General features: G+C 43.9%; 14 protein-coding genes. 1 reads left to right on the plus strand and 13 read right to left on the minus strand.

The genetic code is table 11. The features are described 5' to 3' along the window. Positions 1-425 precede the first annotated feature (425 nt). From LPAF129_RS07345 to LPAF129_RS07405, 13 genes are all read right to left on the minus strand, one after another. A complete protein-coding gene (locus tag LPAF129_RS07345; protein ID WP_244055532.1) occupies positions 426-1,319 on the minus strand; it encodes a hypothetical protein in 894 nt (297 codons plus the stop codon). 49 nt (positions 1,320-1,368) lie between these two features. Beyond that, positions 1,369-1,947 carry a DJ-1 family glyoxalase III gene (locus tag LPAF129_RS07350; RefSeq protein ID WP_244055533.1) on the minus strand — a complete coding sequence of 193 codons (579 nt, stop codon included), beginning with the start codon at positions 1,945-1,947 and terminating at the stop codon, positions 1,369-1,371. Between the two features lie 774 nt (positions 1,948-2,721). Continuing rightward, on the minus strand, positions 2,722-3,828 hold the full coding sequence (locus LPAF129_RS07355) for an ABC transporter ATP-binding protein (protein WP_244055534.1): 1,107 nt from the start codon (positions 3,826-3,828) through the stop codon (positions 2,722-2,724). Positions 3,829-3,880: 52 nt separating this feature from the next. Beyond that, complete coding sequence (locus LPAF129_RS07360; RefSeq protein ID WP_244055535.1) at positions 3,881-4,630, minus strand: hypothetical protein; 750 nt, start codon at positions 4,628-4,630, stop codon at positions 3,881-3,883. Between the two features lie 96 nt (positions 4,631-4,726). Then, a complete protein-coding gene (locus tag LPAF129_RS07365) occupies positions 4,727-5,593 on the minus strand; it encodes a sugar ABC transporter permease (RefSeq protein WP_309296505.1) in 867 nt (288 codons plus the stop codon). Positions 5,594-5,598: 5 nt separating this feature from the next. Continuing rightward, positions 5,599-6,882 carry a sugar ABC transporter permease gene (locus LPAF129_RS07370; protein ID WP_244055536.1) on the minus strand — a complete coding sequence of 428 codons (1,284 nt, stop codon included), beginning with the start codon at positions 6,880-6,882 and terminating at the stop codon, positions 5,599-5,601. A gap of 260 nt (positions 6,883-7,142) precedes the next feature. After that, positions 7,143-8,402 (minus strand): extracellular solute-binding protein, encoded by a 1,260-nt coding sequence (locus LPAF129_RS07375; RefSeq protein ID WP_244055537.1) that lies wholly within the window; start codon positions 8,400-8,402, stop codon positions 7,143-7,145. Positions 8,403-8,504: 102 nt separating this feature from the next. Next, a complete protein-coding gene (locus LPAF129_RS07380) occupies positions 8,505-10,286 on the minus strand; it encodes a glycoside hydrolase family 13 protein (protein ID WP_244055538.1) in 1,782 nt (593 codons plus the stop codon). Between the two features lie 39 nt (positions 10,287-10,325). After that, positions 10,326-12,023 (minus strand): glycoside hydrolase family 13 protein, encoded by a 1,698-nt coding sequence (locus LPAF129_RS07385; RefSeq protein ID WP_244055539.1) that lies wholly within the window; start codon positions 12,021-12,023, stop codon positions 10,326-10,328. 503 nt (positions 12,024-12,526) lie between these two features. After that, on the minus strand, positions 12,527-13,474 hold the full coding sequence (locus LPAF129_RS07390) for a LacI family DNA-binding transcriptional regulator (RefSeq protein WP_244055540.1): 948 nt from the start codon (positions 13,472-13,474) through the stop codon (positions 12,527-12,529). Positions 13,475-13,898: 424 nt separating this feature from the next. Further along, complete coding sequence (gene pgmB, locus LPAF129_RS07395) at positions 13,899-14,567, minus strand: beta-phosphoglucomutase (protein WP_244055541.1); 669 nt, start codon at positions 14,565-14,567, stop codon at positions 13,899-13,901. Continuing rightward, on the minus strand, positions 14,567-16,819 hold the full coding sequence (locus tag LPAF129_RS07400; RefSeq protein WP_244055542.1) for a glycoside hydrolase family 65 protein: 2,253 nt from the start codon (positions 16,817-16,819) through the stop codon (positions 14,567-14,569). The genes pgmB and LPAF129_RS07400 overlap by 1 nt, the downstream gene beginning before the upstream one ends. A gap of 650 nt (positions 16,820-17,469) precedes the next feature. Further along, a complete protein-coding gene (locus LPAF129_RS07405) occupies positions 17,470-17,760 on the minus strand; it encodes a hypothetical protein (RefSeq protein WP_244055543.1) in 291 nt (96 codons plus the stop codon). Positions 17,761-18,258: 498 nt separating this feature from the next. Between LPAF129_RS07405 and LPAF129_RS07410 the strand changes: the two genes are divergently transcribed. After that, complete coding sequence (locus LPAF129_RS07410; RefSeq protein ID WP_244055544.1) at positions 18,259-18,813, plus strand: GNAT family N-acetyltransferase; 555 nt, start codon at positions 18,259-18,261, stop codon at positions 18,811-18,813. The last annotated feature ends 504 nt before the right edge of the window (positions 18,814-19,317 follow it).

Here is a 19,317-nt window from a genome sequence, read left to right on the forward strand (position 1 = left end):
CATGAAACGGAAAAATTCTGCCTAACTAAACCTAGGACTTACACACAGTCGAACTCCGACTGGGGGCAACTTCCCCTGACTTACACCCAGTCACGCTCCGACTGGGGGCAACTTCCCCTGACTTACACCCAGTCGAACTCCAACTGGGGGAACTTCCCCTGACTTACACCCAGTCACGCTCCGACTGGGGGCAACTTTCCCTGATTTACACCCAGTCGAACTCCACATCTCAAAATATTTCGACTAAAAAAGGACCATCAATGCCAAGTACGCATCAAAGGCCCTTTCTCCTTAGTGTTCATCTTATAACTGAGTTTTTACACTCTGTTTTCGTAGTCGAGTTTCAAAACTCAGAAGACTCCGCCTATCCAAACCTAGGCTCCGATAATGCTCGGGAGCTAACCGCTTTGTTCCACTCTGTTTTGTTATTTCATACTTGCTGCCATAATAATAATCGTTTCGAGGCTAGGGCCTGTCACACTGTAAACAGTTGTCTGGTCTTGCCAGGTCAACTTGTTGCCGCCGCTAACTTCAAATTCACCGCTAGCTACAGTCTTAGGAGCTGGCAAATAGTACTTCTCAAGCAATTCTACAACTTGCTTAGCTTTGGCAGTTGGTTCCTCACCATTCACAGCCGCTGCATGAACTACTAATGACCATTGACCTTCATTCCAGTGTAAATAACGGTTTCCGGCACCCGAATCGATCGTTCCGGAGATATTGTGACCAAGGTCAACCTTTGGCAAACCTTCTTCCCCAGCACCAGAACGATAGTTGATTGAAGCTTTCGCTGCTGCGACTGAACCGTACGTCTTCTTAGAAACTGTGGCGTAAGGAATTTCGTTTTGAACTGCTGGATCATTTACCGGTAACGGCCGATTCCCAACACTATAATAAACCGTATAGTTTGCGCTATCACCAGTGGTTCGCGCGTTCAAGTTTGCTGAACCCTGTCCTAAACCGTCAGCTTGCGGCAATAACACGTGGCCTAAAGTCCGGTTTAACGCTGAATTAATTGTTACTAAACGTGGTTCATTATTTGTTGGCGCTTCTGAATGACCGCCACCCTGGTTACCATTATTATTCGAACCGGTTGAGCCATTGGATCCAGTCTGACTACTATCCTTCACGGAACTTGAAGTTTTCTTCGAACTAGTCGAAGAACTAGCATGTTTCTTTGCCTTATGACTGGATGTTTGTTCAGTTTTAACACTTGTTGATGAATTCTTTGCAACATCTTTTTGCTTAGTACCAGAACCGCAACCCGCTAATAATAAAGTAAGCGCTGCGACTGTTACTTTTAAGATCGTTTTTTTCATTTGAAACGCCCCCATTTTTTGGGTTTTCCAAAAACAACTTAACTAAGAGTTACTGAATATTATCGATCAAATAATTGTACTGCATTACTTCTTTAAGTTCTGTCGTATCAAAGCCTAAAGTTTCTGCAATAGCATAACTATAAGCAAATGCAGTTGAAGGTCCACGACTTGTCAATAAATGAGCATCTTGATCAATTTCTACAATGTTGTTAGTATGCGTTGTGTTTTTAGCTTCTGCGTTAACCTGTTCTTCCAAGCCTGGGAAAACTGTATAGCGGTTATTATCCAACAAACCATAATGAGCAAAGGCAGTTGGGCCAGCACACATTGCCGCATTCCACTTCTTTTGTTCCGCACGTTTTTTCATTAATTCTTGTAACTTTTCATCATCGCGTAAGTTCTTGGCTCCAGTTGTACCACCTGGGAAAATCACCATGTCATAGTCTAGCAAACTGTCATCTACGACCTTATCACAAGTTAAGGTCACCCCATGTGCACTAGTTACTTGTAATTTATTCAAACCTACCATATCGATCTTGCCGCCGAGACGTCGAAGTACATCTACTGGACTTAAAGCTTCAACCTCTTCGCATCCGTCCGCAATAATCACTGCTGCTGTTTTTGTCATATAATAATGTCCCCTTTCAATTGCCTATCTTGCTTACACCCCTATTTTAGTTCATTTTAACCAATTTTTCGACTAGTCTGTTCGAAAAATGGTCTAATTAGCCAAACGTAAACGCAAAAACACCACTAGCATCAATCACTCTGAGCTAATGGTGTTAATAACTAAAGATTCTATTAATTTCACGAAATTTGTGGAACTTTAACTTGGACTAACAAAAAATGCAATGTCTCCAGGTTACGATAATACTCGGTAGCTAACCGCTTTGCTCCACTCTGTGTTCAGAGTCGAGCTGCGTGAGGCAAGAGATTCCGTTTATCACACCCCAACCTTCAATACCCAAAACGCATTAAAGGCTGGGTCACGATAATACTCGTCTCTTAACCGCCCCACTCCGCTCTGTGATCTTAGTCGAGCTACTGAAGCCAAGACTTTCCGCCTATCTCACCCCAACCTTCAATGCCAAATGCGCATTAAAGGCTAGGCTATGATAGTGCTCGAGTCTTAACCAGCTTCCTCCGCTCTGTGATCTTAGTCGAGCTGCGTGAAACAGAAAGTTCCGCCCATCCAAACCCAAGCACCAATGCCTAAAACGCATTAGTGCTCAGGTTCCGATGGTGCTCGCTTTCTAAACGCTTCACTCCACTCTGTGATCTTAGTCGAGCTCCAAAACTCAGAAGACTCCGCCTAATCAGAAAGGCTGACCAATGCCTAAAACGCATTAGTCAACCTTTCTCCTTAGTGCTCATCTTCTAAACGAGTTTTTCCGCTCTGTTTTTAATACACCGAATTTTCTGTCTCTGGGTCAAAGAAATGAGCCTTGTTTAAATCTACGCCCATCGTAACCTTCGTTCCCGGTTGAACAAAGTCTCTAGCATCTACCTTGCAGACAAATTCCGTTTCGCCCACCTTACTATACAACTGCGATTCAGCTCCCAATAACTCTGACACCGAAACCGTTGCCGAAACGATCGAATCTGGGAAAGTCTCGATAAATGCCTGTTCCGTATGCATATCTTCCGGTCGGATCCCAAAGACCAGTTTCTTTTGTTCGTAACCTTTGCTTTCCAAAATCTTCAAGCAACCTTCGGGGACCTTTAAGTTAAAGTTTTTACCTTCATCGTAGATATAGCCCTGATCCAAAGTCACATTAAAGAAATTCATTGCTGGGGCACCAATAAAGCCGCCAACAAAAACGTTAGTTGGTTGATCATAAACTTCTTGCGGAGTCCCGATCTGCTGAACTTTACCATCTTTCATAACCACGATCCGGTCCGCCATCGTCATTGCTTCCGTCTGATCATGCGTAACGTAAATCGTCGTTGTCTTCAAATCTTGATGTAATTTCGCGATTTGTGCCCGCATTGCGACCCGCAATTTGGCATCCAAGTTTGACAATGGTTCATCCATCAAAAAGATTGGCGCATCCCGCACAATGGCACGACCCAAAGCGACCCGCTGACGTTGTCCACCAGATAAGGCTGCTGGTTTTCTTTCCAAATATTCTTCCAAACCTAAAATATCAGCGGCGTGGTGCACCCGTTTGTCAATTTCATCCTTGGAATACTTCCGCAATTTCAAACCAAAGGCCATGTTGTCAAAAACGGTCATATGCGGATACAATGCATAGGTCTGAAAGACCATCGCAATATCGCGGTCCTTCGGTGCTTCATCGTTGACCACATTGCCGTCGATCTTTAAGTCACCCTTCGTAATATCTTCTAGACCCGCGATCATTCGCAGCGTCGTCGACTTCCCGCAGCCAGATGGTCCAACGAAGACGATAAACTCTTGGTCCTTAATATCTAAGTTAAAATCAGTCACTGAGTAGTCATCAGCATTATCGTATTTTTTATAAATGTGTTCTAAGTTTAGCTCAACCATTTTATCTCACCCTGCTCCTCAACTTTTTCACTTCTATGTCATGAGTTTTTCGTTAACTAAGATTTCCGTCATTAAACCTGGTTTTAGCGTAAATTGTCAGCAACAGCATCACTGCACCCAACATTTGTAAGGTCAGCAGCAGTGAAACATCAAATTTCACTAAGCCAACGATCGCTACCACTAAGCTGACTGGTCCCAAGATGTTGACCATCACTGTTACACTTTCTCGAAATGATCCCAGTGTGATCAGGGGACTTTTGCGTCCCAGCCACAAAATCAGTCCGCCGCCAAAAACAAAGACTAGGTTCGTCAGCAAAAATAAACTGCCAATACTTTGCAGCATCGCAAACGAAATTGCCGCTTTATTTCTGTGATACCATTCTTGATTTAACTGCTTTTTCAACGGCTGGTCAGCCCGAAAGCTATCCCCGTAATACAAGCGGTTAACGGTCCCATTCTCTTTAAAAATAAACGACCGTTGTCCTAACACGACCGCATTTTTAGTGTGTGCCAACTGCTTTTCAGATAAGTTAACACCCACCACGCCCTGCTGATCTTCTTGCAGCACTTGCGCGTGGTCAAAATGATACCGCCCATCAGCAAACTTGCCAGCCTGACTCGCCTGTTGCAGTTGACTGCTGTTTTTTTGCAACAGCTTTTGCACGTGCGGCAAATAAAGGTCTAACGGCATGCTTTGTTGTTTTTGGTAGAAAAATGGTACTGGCAAAATATTTAAAGCCAACAAAAACAACAGGATGATCACGATTTGAAACCAGCGTAAGTCATGGCGTTTTTGGAACATTTTTGTGGGACTGAGCCAGACGGAAAAATAATTAAACGGAAAACTCTCTTTTATCATGAACTTGTTTCCTCAATTCTCGGATAATTTCTAGTTTGCTTAGCCTTTGGCCCCACCAGCAGTTAAACCAGTGACAAAGTACTTCTGCAAATAGAAGAACAACGCACAGATCGGTAAAGCAATCAAAATTGCTCCAGCCGCGAATAAAGCGACTTGTTGATCTTTCGGGTCAGAAATAAACTGCTGTAAACCAACTGCGACCGTTAAGTTAGATTCTTCGCGCAGTAAGTAACGTGCGGTCATGAAATCTCCAAATGGTCCCATAAAGGCCCATAAAGCCTGAACAGCGATCATTGGTTTCACTAACGGCATCACGATCTTCCAGAAAATCGTGAAATTTCCGGCGCCGTCTAGTTTGGCAGATTCATCAAAGTCATACGGAACGGTATCAAAGTAACCCTTCATCAACCACGTATTCATTGGGATCCCGCCACCGATGTAAATTAAGGTCAAGAACCAGTAATGATCCAAACCATTCAGCAACATCCCCAAAACATAAAACGCAGTCAAGGCAGCCATCGTTGGTACCATTTGTACAACTAGGAAGAACGTTAGCGACCACTTCTTGCCAGCAAAACTATACCGACTGTAAGTGTACCCCGCCAAGGTCACAACGGCAACTTGGATCACCATCGTCGCCACCGAGATCACTAGGGTGTTCCAATACCATTTACCATAAAGTGTCGTCATAAAGAGGTCTTGGAAATTTTTCAATGTCCATGGTCCCTGAAAACTCAAGGTAAAGGCCACGACATCACTATTCTTAAAGGCGGTCATCACGGTGATCAATAACGGATAAATGATGACCAGTGATAGTAACAACATAAACAGATACGTCAAAAAATATTTGATAAAACGCGACCGCTTGATCGAGCTTTTACCTTTAGTGTGGATCTTTTCAGCCATTATTCTCACCCTTCCATCTTAAATGCATTAGTCTTCTTAAAGACTAACAGTGATACACCGATCACGATCGCCGAAATAATGATCGTGACTGCTGAAGCTAAACCATATTGCGGCGTGGTGTTTGTCGTTAGTTTGTAGATCCAAGAAATCAGAATATCTGAATTTCCGGCCCCACCGCCAACGTCGCCAGGTCCCCCGTTGTTAAAGAGGTAAATGATCGAGAAGTTGTTAAAGTTAAACGTGTACTGAGTCACAAAAGTTGGTGCAGCAACACTGAAAATTGCTGGTAAAGTGATGTTGTTAAACTTCTGTAATGCAGTCGCACCATCGATCGTTGCGGCTTCATATAAATCATCTGAAATTGACTGTAAAATCCCTGTTACTAAGACGTAAATATACGGGAAACCTAACCAGCCCTGAATCATGATCAAAGCCACCTTGGTCCAAAATGGATCAGTCATCCAGTCAATTGACGGAATATGGGTGAAAAAGATATGATTCAAAAATGGAATGACCTGCACGTTGATTGCACCCGCTGAATCATTAAAGATATTAGAGAAACTCAGGATCGTGACGAAAGCTGGGACAGCCCATGGCAACAAGAAAATGATCCCGAAGATCCGTTTGAACTTGATAAAGTCCTGGTGCGCCACAACTGCTACAAAAATCCCTAATACGATCTGTAAGGTCGTCGCACACATCGTCCAGATTAAGGTCCAACTAAAGACGGCGCCAAACGTTGCCCGGTAGGTACTTAAGAAGAACATGTTTTTAAAGTTCTCTAAGCCATTCCAATCGATCAATTGTGCCGGTGGAATGTGGTTAAAGTCGTAGTTAGTAAATGCCATGAATAAGGTGACCAAAACTGGCAAAATAATTGTAAAAATCATTAACAAGTACGCCGGCATGGTCAGTAGGTAAGGAAAACCGTTTGTTCCCAGTGATTCACGCATTTCGCTAAAACTAACTGGAATTTTATGGCCTTCATTGATTTGCTTGGCTGTTTGCCGTGCATCCCTTAAGTTTAAAACATAAAACATGATGAAAATTACTAGGATCAATAATTGCAGGGTTCCTTTGACCATTAAAAACATTGAGTGGTCTTCCATTGGGACAGTCCCTAACGTGATCAACCCGGTTAAAGCTGACCAACCGAAAAAGATCATTTCAACGACAAAAATCAGAAATGCCCCGAAAAAGAGCCCGGCTTTTAGTTTTTGTCCGTTATAAAACTGACCGAGTCCTGGAATAATTGATAATCCCAGTGCCTGATTTGGACTTTTTTTCATTCTTGCTTCTCCCCTTTACCTGTGAACACCATTTTCTGCTGACAAATCGATGTTCCACTTTTCTTTGCTTGGATCATAGCGTTGCCTTGGTCTTTAGCAGCTGACTAGACTGCTAAAGCACCGTGCAACTCAACTTTTCTGTAAATATAGCGGTGAAGCCTTACACTTCATAATATAAAAAAGTTTGGGAGGTAAGGCCCAAACTTTTAAAAGAACTGCTTGCTTAATCATAAACCAGCAGGTTAGTACATAGCCCTGGATTAATCTTTATATTTTTGTTGAATCGTTTCTTTGATCTGTTTAGTTGCCTTGTCTGCAGCTTGTTGTGGTGTTTGTTTGCCAGAAGCAGAGTTAACGATCAAGTTTTCAGCACCTGTCCAAACTTCAGCCATTTCTGGTAAGTTAGGCATTGGATCAGCTGACTTGAACTGTGTGATCACAGCTTGAGTTAATTCATCATCTTTGTTCTTGATAATTTCAGCGCGGGCATTTTCGTTAGCTGGAATTTCTTGAGTAGCTTGATAGAATTTCTGTTGGTTCTTGTCATTTGCTAGATAAGCAGCAAATTTCTGAGACATTGCTTTGCTCTTGGAGTAGTTAGAAACGACCCATGCTTTACCACCGCCAAATGCTTGATATTCTTTGCCATTTGGTAAGGTTGGGATCGGAGCAACGCCAAAGTTGATCTTAGATTTCTTGTATTGAGCGGCCATCCAAGGTCCGTCGATCACTACGCCAGTTTTACCTTTTGTAAATTGGTCAGTGATAAAGTTTTCGTTAGAAGTAGTGGACTGCATTCCCTTTGGCCAAACGTTCTTGAACCAGTTAGTCATGTATGTCAAACCTTCAACCCCGCCCTTAGTATTCAAACCAATGTTTTTAGGATCGGTGTTGTTTTTACCAAAAATGTAACCATCGTAAGCCTTGATCACGCCATAAGCGTTATAGAAGTTAGTCCATTGAGTCAAGAAGGCCACATTTTTCGTCTTGTCATTTTCATAGGCGAATTTTGGATCCTTTGACAAAGTCTCTAATTCTCCAAAAGTCTTTGGTGCTTTAGAAACTAAGTCTTTGTTATAGTACATTACCAAAGTTTCAATGACAGCCGGCTGACCATATTGTTTACCGTTCAAGGTTACCAGTGCTTTGTCCTTAGAATTGTAACGGTCGCCTGCCAGTTTGACTGTTGCTAACTGACCTTGCTTACCTAAGACACCAGCACGATCAAATGGAGCCATCATTACATCGGGAGCTTTACCGGCAGGACCGTCAAGTTTCAAGTTGTCCAAAGTTGATAAAGCATCGTGAGTCTTAACGACCACTTTAACTTTATTATCCTTTTCAAACTTGCCCTTCACATCGTTGATATAATCCTTGTAGCCTTTATCAACTGAGATCGTCACGGTCTTTTTAGTATCCTTTGCGGCATCCTTTTTACCGCCATTACCACAAGCTGCTAATGATAAGGTCATCCCTGCAGCTAACGCAAGCATCCCTGCTTTTTTGAAACTTTTTTTCATCAGAAAGTCACTCCTTTTTATTTTTCGTTGCTCTCCACAAATTATTATGCACTGGAGCACCACCGTCTGCAACCGATTTCGCCGTGTTACCGGTAACAGGTTTCACTTACTATTGGTCAGGGTAATCAGAAAGCCGTTTGGTTGGAGCTGCTGGTCACTGGTTGTATTTTGGTCTAGTAAAACTTGCTCGTCATTTGCCAACTGATAACCGATTGTTTCAGTTCCCGTATTAAAGCGGCACTTAATTTGCTGGGTCGCCGTTGCTCGGGTAAAGGAAACCACATCTTGTTGTGCTTGCTCACGGTCAAAAACTAAGTTGCCCGTACTCCAAACCGCCTGATATTTTTGCCGGAGCTGAATTAATTGCTGAGTGAACTTAAACATTGTCAAGTCTTGTTGTGCTTTATCCCAGACCATACACTGACGACAATCCGGATCTGGACCGCCAGCCATGCCGACTTCTGTTCCATAGTACAAACATGGTGCTCCCATTTGCGTGAATAACATCGCCAATGTTTGCCGTTCTAAGTCCTGGTCACCCGCACATAAAGTCAAGAGTCGCGCTGTATCATGGGTGTCTAAGGCATTAAACATCACCTGGTCTGTTTGGTCCCGGTATAACATCAATTGGTCTTGCAGCTGATCTTCCATTTCCGTGGCAGTCACTTCTTTAGCGACAAAATGACTGATGATCGGCTCGGTGTAAGCATAATTCATGACTGCATCAAATTCAGGATGACCGACCCATTCTTGGGCAGAATGCCACACTTCGCCTAAAACGTAAAAGTCGGCTTTCAAGGCGTGCGTTTGTTGGTAAAAATCGCGCCAAAATTCATGGTCGATCTCATTAGCGACATCTAAACGCCAAGCATCAATATCAAACTGTTCGATCCAATAGGTCGCAACATCTAACAGATACTTACGCGCCTCTGGATCTGCCGTGTTGATTTTAGGCATATGCGGCGTATTCGCAAAAACGTCGTAGTTCAAGTTTTCGGCAAACTCATCATTGTCCGTTTGATCATAGCCGACCGGAAAATCATGAATGTGGAACCACTTGGCAAAACGTGACTTTTCTCCGTATTTTTGCACATCTTGCCACTGCATCGAAAAATCTCCCATGTGGTTAAAGACCGCATCTAACATGACCCGCATCCCGCGTGCATGGGCCTGATCAACTAACTCCTTAAACGTTTCTTTGTCCCCAAAAGCTGGGTCAATGTTAAAGTAGTCGATCGTATCGTACTTGTGATTAGAATGCGCCGTAAAGATCGGGCACAAGTATAAACCGTTGATCCCTAACTCCTGTAAATAATCTAAGTGGTCAATGATCCCCTGCAAGTCTCCGCCAAAAAAGTTTGTGGCAGTGGGCGGAACACTCCCCCACTTTAAAGTTCCCGCTGGATCATTGGTACGGTCACCATTCGCAAATCTTTCAGGAAAGATCTGATACCAAACCGTTTCTTTGACCCAAGCTGGCGGATCGATCCGGTCAACCTCATGTAAGTACGGCATCCGAAAACAAGCCAAACGGTCAATTCCATTGGCACTGTACCGGTAGATCCGGCGATCATCGTACAAATACTCTTGCCCATCGCTGCCGTACACATGAAAGGCGTACTGTAAGCGGCGCAGCGGCAAGCTGACCTCCGCGACCCAGTAATCATGGTCAGTCGTTTGATAGCGACGCTCCATCGTCACTAGCTGGTAGTCCCAGCTGCCCTCATCTTTTTCATTGACCTTTGAGCCGTACGGGTCTCCATACAAGAGCTCCACTTTGGCCAGGTCAGCGTGTTTAGCGCGTAAACGGATCTGAAAGTGGTCGTGGTCGCGTAAATAGGCCATCTCACTATCAGGACGGTGATATAAAGCTGCAGTTTCCATTTTGATCTATCCTTTCACATCATAATTTAAGCGGACAAACTAACCGACTATCGTTGTTTCTAAGACCAGCGTACCGTACGCCTTTAATGTCAGTTTGCGGTGTTTGGCGTCAATTTGCGCCTGATTTTTTAGCTGGACTCGCCCCTGCACTGCCGCAGCTGGCAGGTCGATCTGTTGCGTAGCGGCAGATAAGTTACAGTAGACTATGGCGGTTTGTTTCCCTAATTTGCGAGTATAAACGTACAGTTCCGGGTCCCGCAGGTCAAAAGTAATTGACCCCTGCACAAAAAGCGGTTGTTTTTTAAGGGCTAGGACCTGACGATAAAAATTCAAAACACTGTCCGGGTCCTTTCTCTCTAATAAGACGTTCGCTGGTGTTGGCTGGGCTTTTAGCCAAGGAGTCTGTTCTGAAAAGCCGGCATTTACCCCATCGCTCCACTGCATCACCGTCCGTGCCCCCATTTTGTGGCTCGACGACAAGCTTTGCAGCAAGTCTGCTTGCGCATCACCCAACTTCAGGCCGGCCTGCAGGAACTCCTCAACCTCCTGTTCGCCAAATTCAGCTGGATCTGCTAGTTTGCCAGCAGTCATCCCTAATTCTTCACCGTAATAAATACAAGGGATCCCACGTTGCAAGTACATCAAAGCTGCCAGCATTTTAGCAAGCGCCGGTTGTTGTTCTGGCAAGACTCCCACAAACTTATCTAAAATTCGCGGTAAGTCATGGTTACTCCAATACAAAGTCGGATAACTCCAATCTTGCAGGACAGTTTGCCAGTGGACCATCGTTTGCCGAAACTGCCTTAGATCCAGCTGATGCGGTTGCCCAAAACGCGGTAACTGCGGGTCAAATTCTTGGTCCGGGTCGTCTGCAAAGTATCGAAAAGTCACGACACTATCGCACAAGGTCCGGTGCGGGTCAGTATAACTTGCTGCCAAATCAAGGTCGGCACTCGCCGCTTCGCCCAAAATAAACAAATCCGGCTTGATTGCACGCAAGCTAGCGATAAATTCTTCTAAGTATTCCTTGGCTTGCGGCAAGTTAGCGTAGTATTCTTCTGCCAACTCCAGTTGCTCAGGTTCAGCCGTAAAAACGTTCTGGTCAAAGTTGGCCTTAGCCGTATGAATAAAAGCATCTAGACGAAAACCGTCCACACCGCGTTCCAGCCAAAACTGTCCAATTTCACTCATGGCTCGCCGAACTTCCTGATTTTTCCAGTTTAGATCCGGCATTTCCTTGGCAAATAAGTGAAAGTAGTATTCATCGCTGCCGCCAGGATCCTTTTCCCAGACACTGCCGCCAAAAAAAGAGGCCCAGTTATTGGGCAGCTGGCCTTCTGGTGGTGCAGGCTGCCACAAATAATAATCACGGTATAAACTATGCGGGTCAGAAATCGCATCTTTAAACCACGGGTGTTGGTCCGAAGTATGATTCATCACAAAATCTAAAATAATTTCCATTCCGCGTGCATGAACTTCTTGCACCAAATTTTCAAAATCAGCCATCGTCCCTAGCGACGGATCGACCATGAAATAGTTTTCAACATCATAGCCATTATCAACCTGTGGAGAAACAAAAATTGGGTTTAGCCACAAGGTGTTGATCCCTAGTTCCCGTAAATAATCCAGCCGAGACGTGATTCCGTTTAAGTCTCCGATCCCATCATGATTGGAATCCTGCCAGCTTTTTGGATAAATTTGGTAAATAATTCGTTCGCCGCTCGTTAGTACTTTCAACAACAACGCCTCCCCAGCTCATCTGTTTTAAATTTAATCAATCACCCAAGATAAAGCAAGCATATTCCGGATGTTATCGCTAACAAAATTGAGCTCAAAAAAAAGCTAGAAATCAGTTGTTGATTTCTAGCCTGTGCAGGCGAGCTGCGTGAATCAGAGATTTTCGTGCCTCCAAGTCCAACCTTCAATGTCTAAAACGCATCAAAGGTCGGCCTCCGATATGCTCGGAAGCTAACCGCTTTGCTCCGCTCTGTGATTATTAGTCGAGCTACTCAAAGCAGCTTCTTCCGCTTATCCAAGTCCAACCTTCAATGCCTAAAACGCATCAAAGGTCGGCCTCCGATATGCTCGGAAGCTAACCGCTTTGCTCCGCTCTGTGATTATAGTCGAGCTACTTGAAACAGAAAGTTCCGCTTATCCAAACCCAGTAACCAATGCCAAAAGCACATCAGTTACTAGGTTCCGATAATGCTCGCTTTCTCCCGTTTCACTCCGCTCTGTGATTATTTAGTCGAGTCCCTAACTATCAACTGCGGTGCGATCACACACTGACCCTGGACCTGATTATTGTTTTTGATTTTTTCCAATAGCATTTTTGCACAAAGCCCACCCATTTTATCAACTTCTTGTTTGACCGTTGTTAGTTGTGGAAAAGCAACTTGATCCAAAAAGACGCCGTCGTGACCAATTACTCCATACTGATCAGGCAAACTGCCGCCTTGGGCCAAAATTGCTCGTTCCACTCCCAATGCCAACCGATCAGAAGCACAAACAAAAGCTGTATTTTCCGGATAGTCATTCCAGTGCTCCATCACAAAACTTTGAATTTGCGTCGAATGATTATCGGACCGGATGATCTGCGGTTCTAAGCCGTTTTCTTGCATTGTTTGCAAATAACCGGCTTCCCGCGAATATTCAAACGGCTCTGCCAAATCGATGCCAACATAAATCAAGTGCTCATATCCGCGTTTGATTGCATATTCGGTCCCCAGTTGACCGCCCATTTTGTTATCAGAGTCCACAAAATCATAACCATAGCGATTTTCACCGAACAGCACAAATGGTAATTTCAGTTCCTTGATCCATTGATAATCTTCATGGCGCATGCCAGTGATAATATAGCCGTCACAGGTCCCAATCTCAAAACTGTTTTCCGTTACCAACTGCAAAGCATACTGGTGCTCTTCTAGTTCCTTCGAGATCCCCGTTAACAGGTTCATATAGTATGGTTCAACTGTCGTCATTTCTTCTAGGACTAAAAGCTTGACGATTTGTGTCCGATTATTAACTAAGGCACGTGCCATTGCATTTGGATGATAGTCCAAGTTTTTCATTGCCTGATAAACTAACTGTTTGACCTCGTCAGTCACCTTATCCGGATGATTGATCACACGTGAAACTGTCATGCGTGAAACATGCGCCTGGTCAGCAACATCCTTTAAAGTTGTCATTCACAAGCCCCTCTCATATTTCTTTACTCTCCACACCCTCAACTCTCTTACAATAATAATAAGTTTTTTTGGCTCGTGCTTCAATTAAGTTTTTTGAAGTTATTGTCCCATTCAAACTAGCAAAATAGTTTTTCGTGTTTCACTTTGTGCTAATTTGGTACGCAAATCTGCTTCCTTGCTAGATTTACGTCTACAGATTTTGCTGTAGACGTTACTTTTCCAAACTTATGTCTACAGATCTTGCTGTACACGTTACTTTCCCAATCTTGTGTCTACAGATCTCGCTGTACACGTCACTTTCCTAATCTTTTGTCTACAGATCTTGCTGTACACGTCACTTTCCCAATCTTTTGTCTACAGCCAGCGTTGACTATCCCCAAATAAATAGAGACCACCAACTGATAGTCTCCATTTGACTTTAATTTTATTTCGCTCTTGCTTGATAGGCTTGTTCTAACACAGCATAAGTCAAATCAGCCGTAGTAGGCACAATTATTTCAGCAGCAGCGAGTTCCTGCGGATCGCCCACTCCAACTGCGACTGCACCAGCTGCGTTGATTGCTGTGATGCCTGCAACTGCGTCTTCCACCCCGACACACTCTGCTGGAGAGGCTCCAATCGCCTGAGCCGCAGCGCTAAAAATATCCGGTGCCGGTTTGCCGTGTGCAACTTTAGCAGGGTCGACAATGGCCGCAAATTCGCTAGTTAAGCCCAAATTTTTTAGGATCAGGGGCGCATTTTTTGAAGCCGAAGCAATTACACAGGGAATCTTTCGTGCAGCTAGTTCCGCTAACAAAGCCGGAATCCCTGGCAAAATATCTGCCTGTGTCAACTTCTCGATGGCCTGAACATAATAACCATTTTTTTCGTTAGCCATTTGCTCAATTTGCTCAGGAGTGTATTGGTCTGTCACCTGAGCATAGTCCATGATCCGGACGAGTGAATCGACGCGACTCACTCCTTTGAGCCTGCTTTCAAACTCGGCTGGTAAAGTTACACCCAGCTTTTCTTGCGCCAAACGACTCCAAGCCGCAAAGTGAAATTTTGCAGTATCCGTCAAGATCCCATCTAAATCAAATAAGACTCCCTGCATTATTTCACCTCCACTAACTGATCATTGACCAGCACTTCAAGCGGCTCGCCTTGCAGTAGGCTAAGCTTAGTTCCATTCTTATCAACCACAACTTCTAACAGTCGGCCCCTGAAATTAAGTCTAAACTGGTAGCCTGTCCATTCTTGCGGAACAAATGGTGCCAGCTGTAACTGATCGTCTTTGACCCGCATGCCAGCAAAGCCTTGCACGATCGCCAACCACGAACCAGTCATCGAGGTAATGTGCAACCCATCCTCAGTATCATTATTGTAGTTATCCAGATCCAGTCGGGCCGTCCGAGAATACATCTCAAAAGCCTTCTCTTCTTTATGCAGATCAGCTGCCAGGACTGCATGAGTTGCGGCTGACAAACTAGATTCATGGACTGTTAACGGTTCGTAAAAGTCAAAGTTCCGGCGTTTTTCTTCCGGTGTAAATCGGTCAATGAAGTAGTAGATGCCCTGCAAAACATCGGCCTGTTTGATATACGGTGAGCGCAAAATATGATCCCAGGACCAGTGCTGATTTAACGGTAACTGATCTTGAGGCAAGTCTGCGACTGGGGTCAGATCCTTATCCAAGAAGGTATCATGTTGGACAAAGATCCCCAATTTTTCATCAAATGGCAAGTACATTTGTTGGGCAATTTCTTGCCAGTGCGCTAATTCCGCTGACGTTAATTCTAGGTCTGCCAGCTTTTGTGCACTCACTTCTTGCGCGATTTGTGCCGTATACTCGAGACACCATTTGGCCAAAGTATTGGTGTACCAGTTGTTATTAACGTTATTTTCGTATTCGTTTGGTCCAGTCACGCCGTGGATCATATACTGACCCTGCCGTTTGGAATAATGAACTCGGTCCGCCCAAAAACGAGCGATCCCCACGAGTACATCAAAACCGTCATTTTGCACATAAGAACGGTCACCGGTATAACGGGTGTAATTGTAAATTGCATAAGCAATCGTCCCGTTCCGGTGGATCTCTTCAAAGGTGATCTCCCATTCATTATGACATTCGATTCCATTAAAGGTCACCATTGGAAACAGCGCGCCCGCCAGTCCTTGCTGCTGAGCATTATGATAAGCACCACTCAACTGATTATGGCGGTACTGTAGTAGGTTTCGGCTCACTTTAGCTGGGGCTGCGCCCAAGTAAAATGGGACGGCAAAAGCTTCTGTATCCCAGTAGGTCGCACCGCCGTATTTTTCACCGGTAAAGCCTTTCGGGCCAATGTTGAGTCGGCTATCGCTGCCATAGTAAGTTGAAAACAGCTGGAAGAGGTTAAACCGGATCCCCTGTTGTGACTCGGCATTACCAGAGATGACCACATCTGATTTTTCCCAACGTTGGTGCCAAACTGCCGCATGTTGAGCCAAGAGGTCGTCAAAAGAAGTTGCGGCCTGGGCTGTCGCTAATTTGTGAGCGGCTGTTTCAATTTCAGCTTGCTGCTCATAGTCACGTGAAGTCGTCACGAGCACTCGTTTTTCAAAAACAGCCTGAGCTCCCGCCGCTAATTGTTCCTGCCAAATTCCGCTAACGGCCTGATCGGTCACTTTTTGTGCCTGTGCCTGTAATGAAGTTTGGTGCTGGGCTGCCATCGCAACGGTAAAACGCGGTGTCCCAAAATCATTCGGGATGGTTTGCGCTGTCAAAAACAGTTCTTCAGGCTGTGCTTGTTTGTTCAAAACATTCCAAAACTGCTCGTCATAGTTGGCATCTTCATTGATGACATTGGCATCGATCACAGAGGTCACTTTTAATTCAACAGCTTGGTCACTTAAGTTTTTAAATTGCAGGCGATTGGCATACAATTCTTTTTGAGCGGCACTCACAAATCTTTCTGACTTGATCAAAACTTGTGCTTGACCAACTTTGACCACAAAGCTCCGGGTCAACAGACCGCGTTGCATGTCTAATTCCAAAGTAAAGTCTGAAAACTCATCCTTGGCCAAATCAACCGAGTGACCATTAATTTGCAGGTCAACGCTGACAAAATCGACTGCATTGATCACCTTGCCAAAGTATTCAGGATAACCGTTTTTCCACCAGCCAACACGGGTCTTATCAGGATACCAAACTCCCCCAATATAAATGCCGTGATGCGTATCACCTGAGTATTTTTCTTCAAACATGCCGCGCATGCCCATGTATTCATTCCCAATACTAGTCAAACTTTCTTGCAGCCTCTTATTGCCAGGATCCAAGGAATGGGTCACCAGTTTCCAGGGATCAATTTCAAATATCCGTTCCATACTTTCGAACTCCTTTAGTAGTCGAGCTGCTTGTGGCAAGTGATTCCGCTTATCCTGACTCAACCTTCAATGCCTAAAACGCATTAAGGGCCAAGTCACAATAATGCTCGTCTCTTAAACGCCCCACTCCGCTCTGTGTTTTTTAGTCGAGCTGCTTGAAACAGAAAGTTCCGCCCATCCCAACCTGGAGGTAATACCTAAGACGCATTCCTCCCAGGTCCCGATGGTGTTCGCTTTCTAATCGTTTCACTCCGCCCTATTAGTCTGATTTGGTTCAGTGACCTTACCTAATCACCAAAGCCTGTCACAATTCAGTCATGAATGTTAACGCTATATTTACGTTCTTATAGTAGCATTGCCAAAAGAGCAGTAGCAATCGTTTTCTTGCCCGTTTTAACAGGCATCGCGCCATATTAACGATGTTACCGATAACAGATTTTTAGCTGGTCAGACGAGTCGTCACTTTCTGAATAGATTTCATAATTTGGGCAAACAAAAAAGTTGCCTCGCCTGCATTCATTTGCAAGAAAGGCAACTTTTTCTAAGTAGTTCTGCTTAAACACTCAGCTGCTAAGTTTTTCACAGCTGTTTTAAATGGTTATGGCCTGGTAAACTAGCCAACTTCCCCATCGCCAAATCAGCCTGAAAAATTAAGCTTGCAGCTCAGGCAGTTCAATTTCTTTGACCAGATAACTCTCTTCAATATACTTTAATAGTTTCAAACACCAGTGTGGGTTAATTTGACCATGTAAGACCCGGTATCTTTCCGTGTTATACTGATCAACCACATCCAAAAAGCTCAGAACTTCTAACATCGATAGTTGAAAAGTTTTAGTCCGTTGACTATTATCGAGAAATTTCTGGGAAATAGTCAATTTTTTCATGTCTAAATGCAAATCAAATTGACCACAATGAGCCACCTGAAATATATTTTGTGTCATATTTTAGTCACTCTCCCCTCGATAGTCGTTAAAACTCTTATTTTACAGTAATGGTACCGCAATCATTATTTTAACACATAATTTTAAGTTTACTACCACTTATTATCCTAGAACTAATTATTTGATAAGTAAACCACAAGTTTCAAAGTATGAACTATTAGAAATAACGCTCAAATTATTGTTTAACTGTTTAATCGGCTTTTTTGTGGAAAAGTTAACGTTCTCAACAGTTAAGTTAATTTTTTCTAATAATGGAAATAAATTGTTTGCAATCGACCCTTTTTTCAGTAAAATATTTTTATGCGCTTTTCAACAGCGGAAAACAAAGTACCGGCTGGTTCAGCTCTGGTATTTTAGTCGAGCTCCGTGAGGCAAGAGATTCTGCTTATCTCGCCCCAACCTTCAATGCCAAATGCGCATTAAAGGTCAGGTCATGATAATGCTCGTCTCTTAGACGCCTCACTCTGCCCTGTTATTTGTTAGAAAGAAGGTCCCTATATGAAACTTAATCGTGCAAAAATGTCTGACCTCGATCAGATCATCGAAATCTTAGCTGACGGCCGTGACCAATTAGCCGAAAAAGGCGTTGACCAATGGCAAGGAGATTATCCTTCTCGTGAGCATGTTAAATACGATATTGAACACGGCTTTGCTTTTTTAGCTGAATCTGCCGACCATGAAACAATTGGTGCCCTCTCTTTAGTGACGGCACCCGATCACTCTTATGATCAGCTACATGGTAAGTGGCTGGTTGATACAACAGCTTACATCGTGATTCACCGGGTTGCGATTCATTCTAACCATGGTGGACATGGCTATGCGACACAATTATTTGAAAAAGTGATTGAAGAAGTCGAACAAAACCATCCTGAGATCGACAGTATCCGCATCGATACCCATAAAAACAATGGCGCAATGCAACACGTGATTGCCAAGACTGGGTTTGAAAAAGTCGGTGAACTCGTTGGGGTCTATGGTCCTACCGATGAATGTTTCGTTTATGAAAAAGTCATCCGCCGTGCCGATTTGTCTCAACAAAAAATCGCTGGTTAATTAAAAACTAACTCCTGCTTGCCATTTCGTGGCAGGCTTTTCTTTTGCACAAAATTTTATGAAAAAAATTAGCAGCTGAGTATTTGCTGGTCTTATTTTCCCAAAACAGGACCAGCTATCTCATTTGCTGGTTTTACTTTCCAGAAACAAGGCCGGCTATCTCATTTGCTGGCCCCACTTTCCAGAAACAGGACCGGCTATCTCATTTGCTGGTCTTACTTTCCAGAAACAGGACCGGCTATCTCATTTGACTACGTCGTCTCAGCAAAACAACGTTTGCATCAGAACTTGCGGTCGTCGTTTCTATCAAACAGCGACCGTATTTCCATTTGCGGTCGTTATTTCCACCAAACAGCGACCGCATCTTCATTTGTGAGCGTCATTTACCCAAAACAGCGCTCGCATTTCCACTTGTCGTTCCCCTTTCCTCCCCACCAACTACAAATTTTTTATTTTTCACATAAATTTTTTTCAAAACGCGCAAAGTATATCGTACACAACCTT

Source organism: Ligilactobacillus pabuli, assembly GCF_022836475.1.
Classification (GTDB): Bacteria; Bacillota; Bacilli; order Lactobacillales; family Lactobacillaceae; genus Ligilactobacillus; species Ligilactobacillus pabuli.

Coding starts and splice junctions, on each gene's coding strand:
- LPAF129_RS07410 (WP_244055544.1), top strand. CDS start 18,259: ATGAAACTTAATCGTGCAAAAATGTCTGACCTCGATCAGATCATCGAA.
- LPAF129_RS07360 (WP_244055535.1), bottom strand. CDS start 4,630: ATGTTCCAAAAACGCCATGACTTACGCTGGTTTCAAATCGTGATCATC.
- pgmB (WP_244055541.1), bottom strand. CDS start 14,567: ATGCAGGGAGTCTTATTTGATTTAGATGGGATCTTGACGGATACTGCA.
- LPAF129_RS07375 (WP_244055537.1), bottom strand. CDS start 8,402: ATGAAAAAAAGTTTCAAAAAAGCAGGGATGCTTGCGTTAGCTGCAGGG.
- LPAF129_RS07400 (WP_244055542.1), bottom strand. CDS start 16,819: ATGGAACGGATATTTGAAATTGATCCCTGGAAACTGGTGACCCATTCC.
- LPAF129_RS07405 (WP_244055543.1), bottom strand. CDS start 17,760: ATGACACAAAATATATTTCAGGTGGCTCATTGTGGTCAATTTGATTTG.
- LPAF129_RS07390 (WP_244055540.1), bottom strand. CDS start 13,474: ATGACAACTTTAAAGGATGTTGCTGACCAGGCGCATGTTTCACGCATG.
- LPAF129_RS07365 (WP_309296505.1), bottom strand. CDS start 5,593: ATGGCTGAAAAGATCCACACTAAAGGTAAAAGCTCGATCAAGCGGTCG.
- LPAF129_RS07345 (WP_244055532.1), bottom strand. CDS start 1,319: ATGAAAAAAACGATCTTAAAAGTAACAGTCGCAGCGCTTACTTTATTA.
- LPAF129_RS07380 (WP_244055538.1), bottom strand. CDS start 10,286: ATGGAAACTGCAGCTTTATATCACCGTCCTGATAGTGAGATGGCCTAT.
- LPAF129_RS07370 (WP_244055536.1), bottom strand. CDS start 6,882: ATGAAAAAAAGTCCAAATCAGGCACTGGGATTATCAATTATTCCAGGA.
- LPAF129_RS07350 (WP_244055533.1), bottom strand. CDS start 1,947: ATGACAAAAACAGCAGCAGTGATTATTGCGGACGGATGCGAAGAGGTT.
- LPAF129_RS07355 (WP_244055534.1), bottom strand. CDS start 3,828: ATGGTTGAGCTAAACTTAGAACACATTTATAAAAAATACGATAATGCT.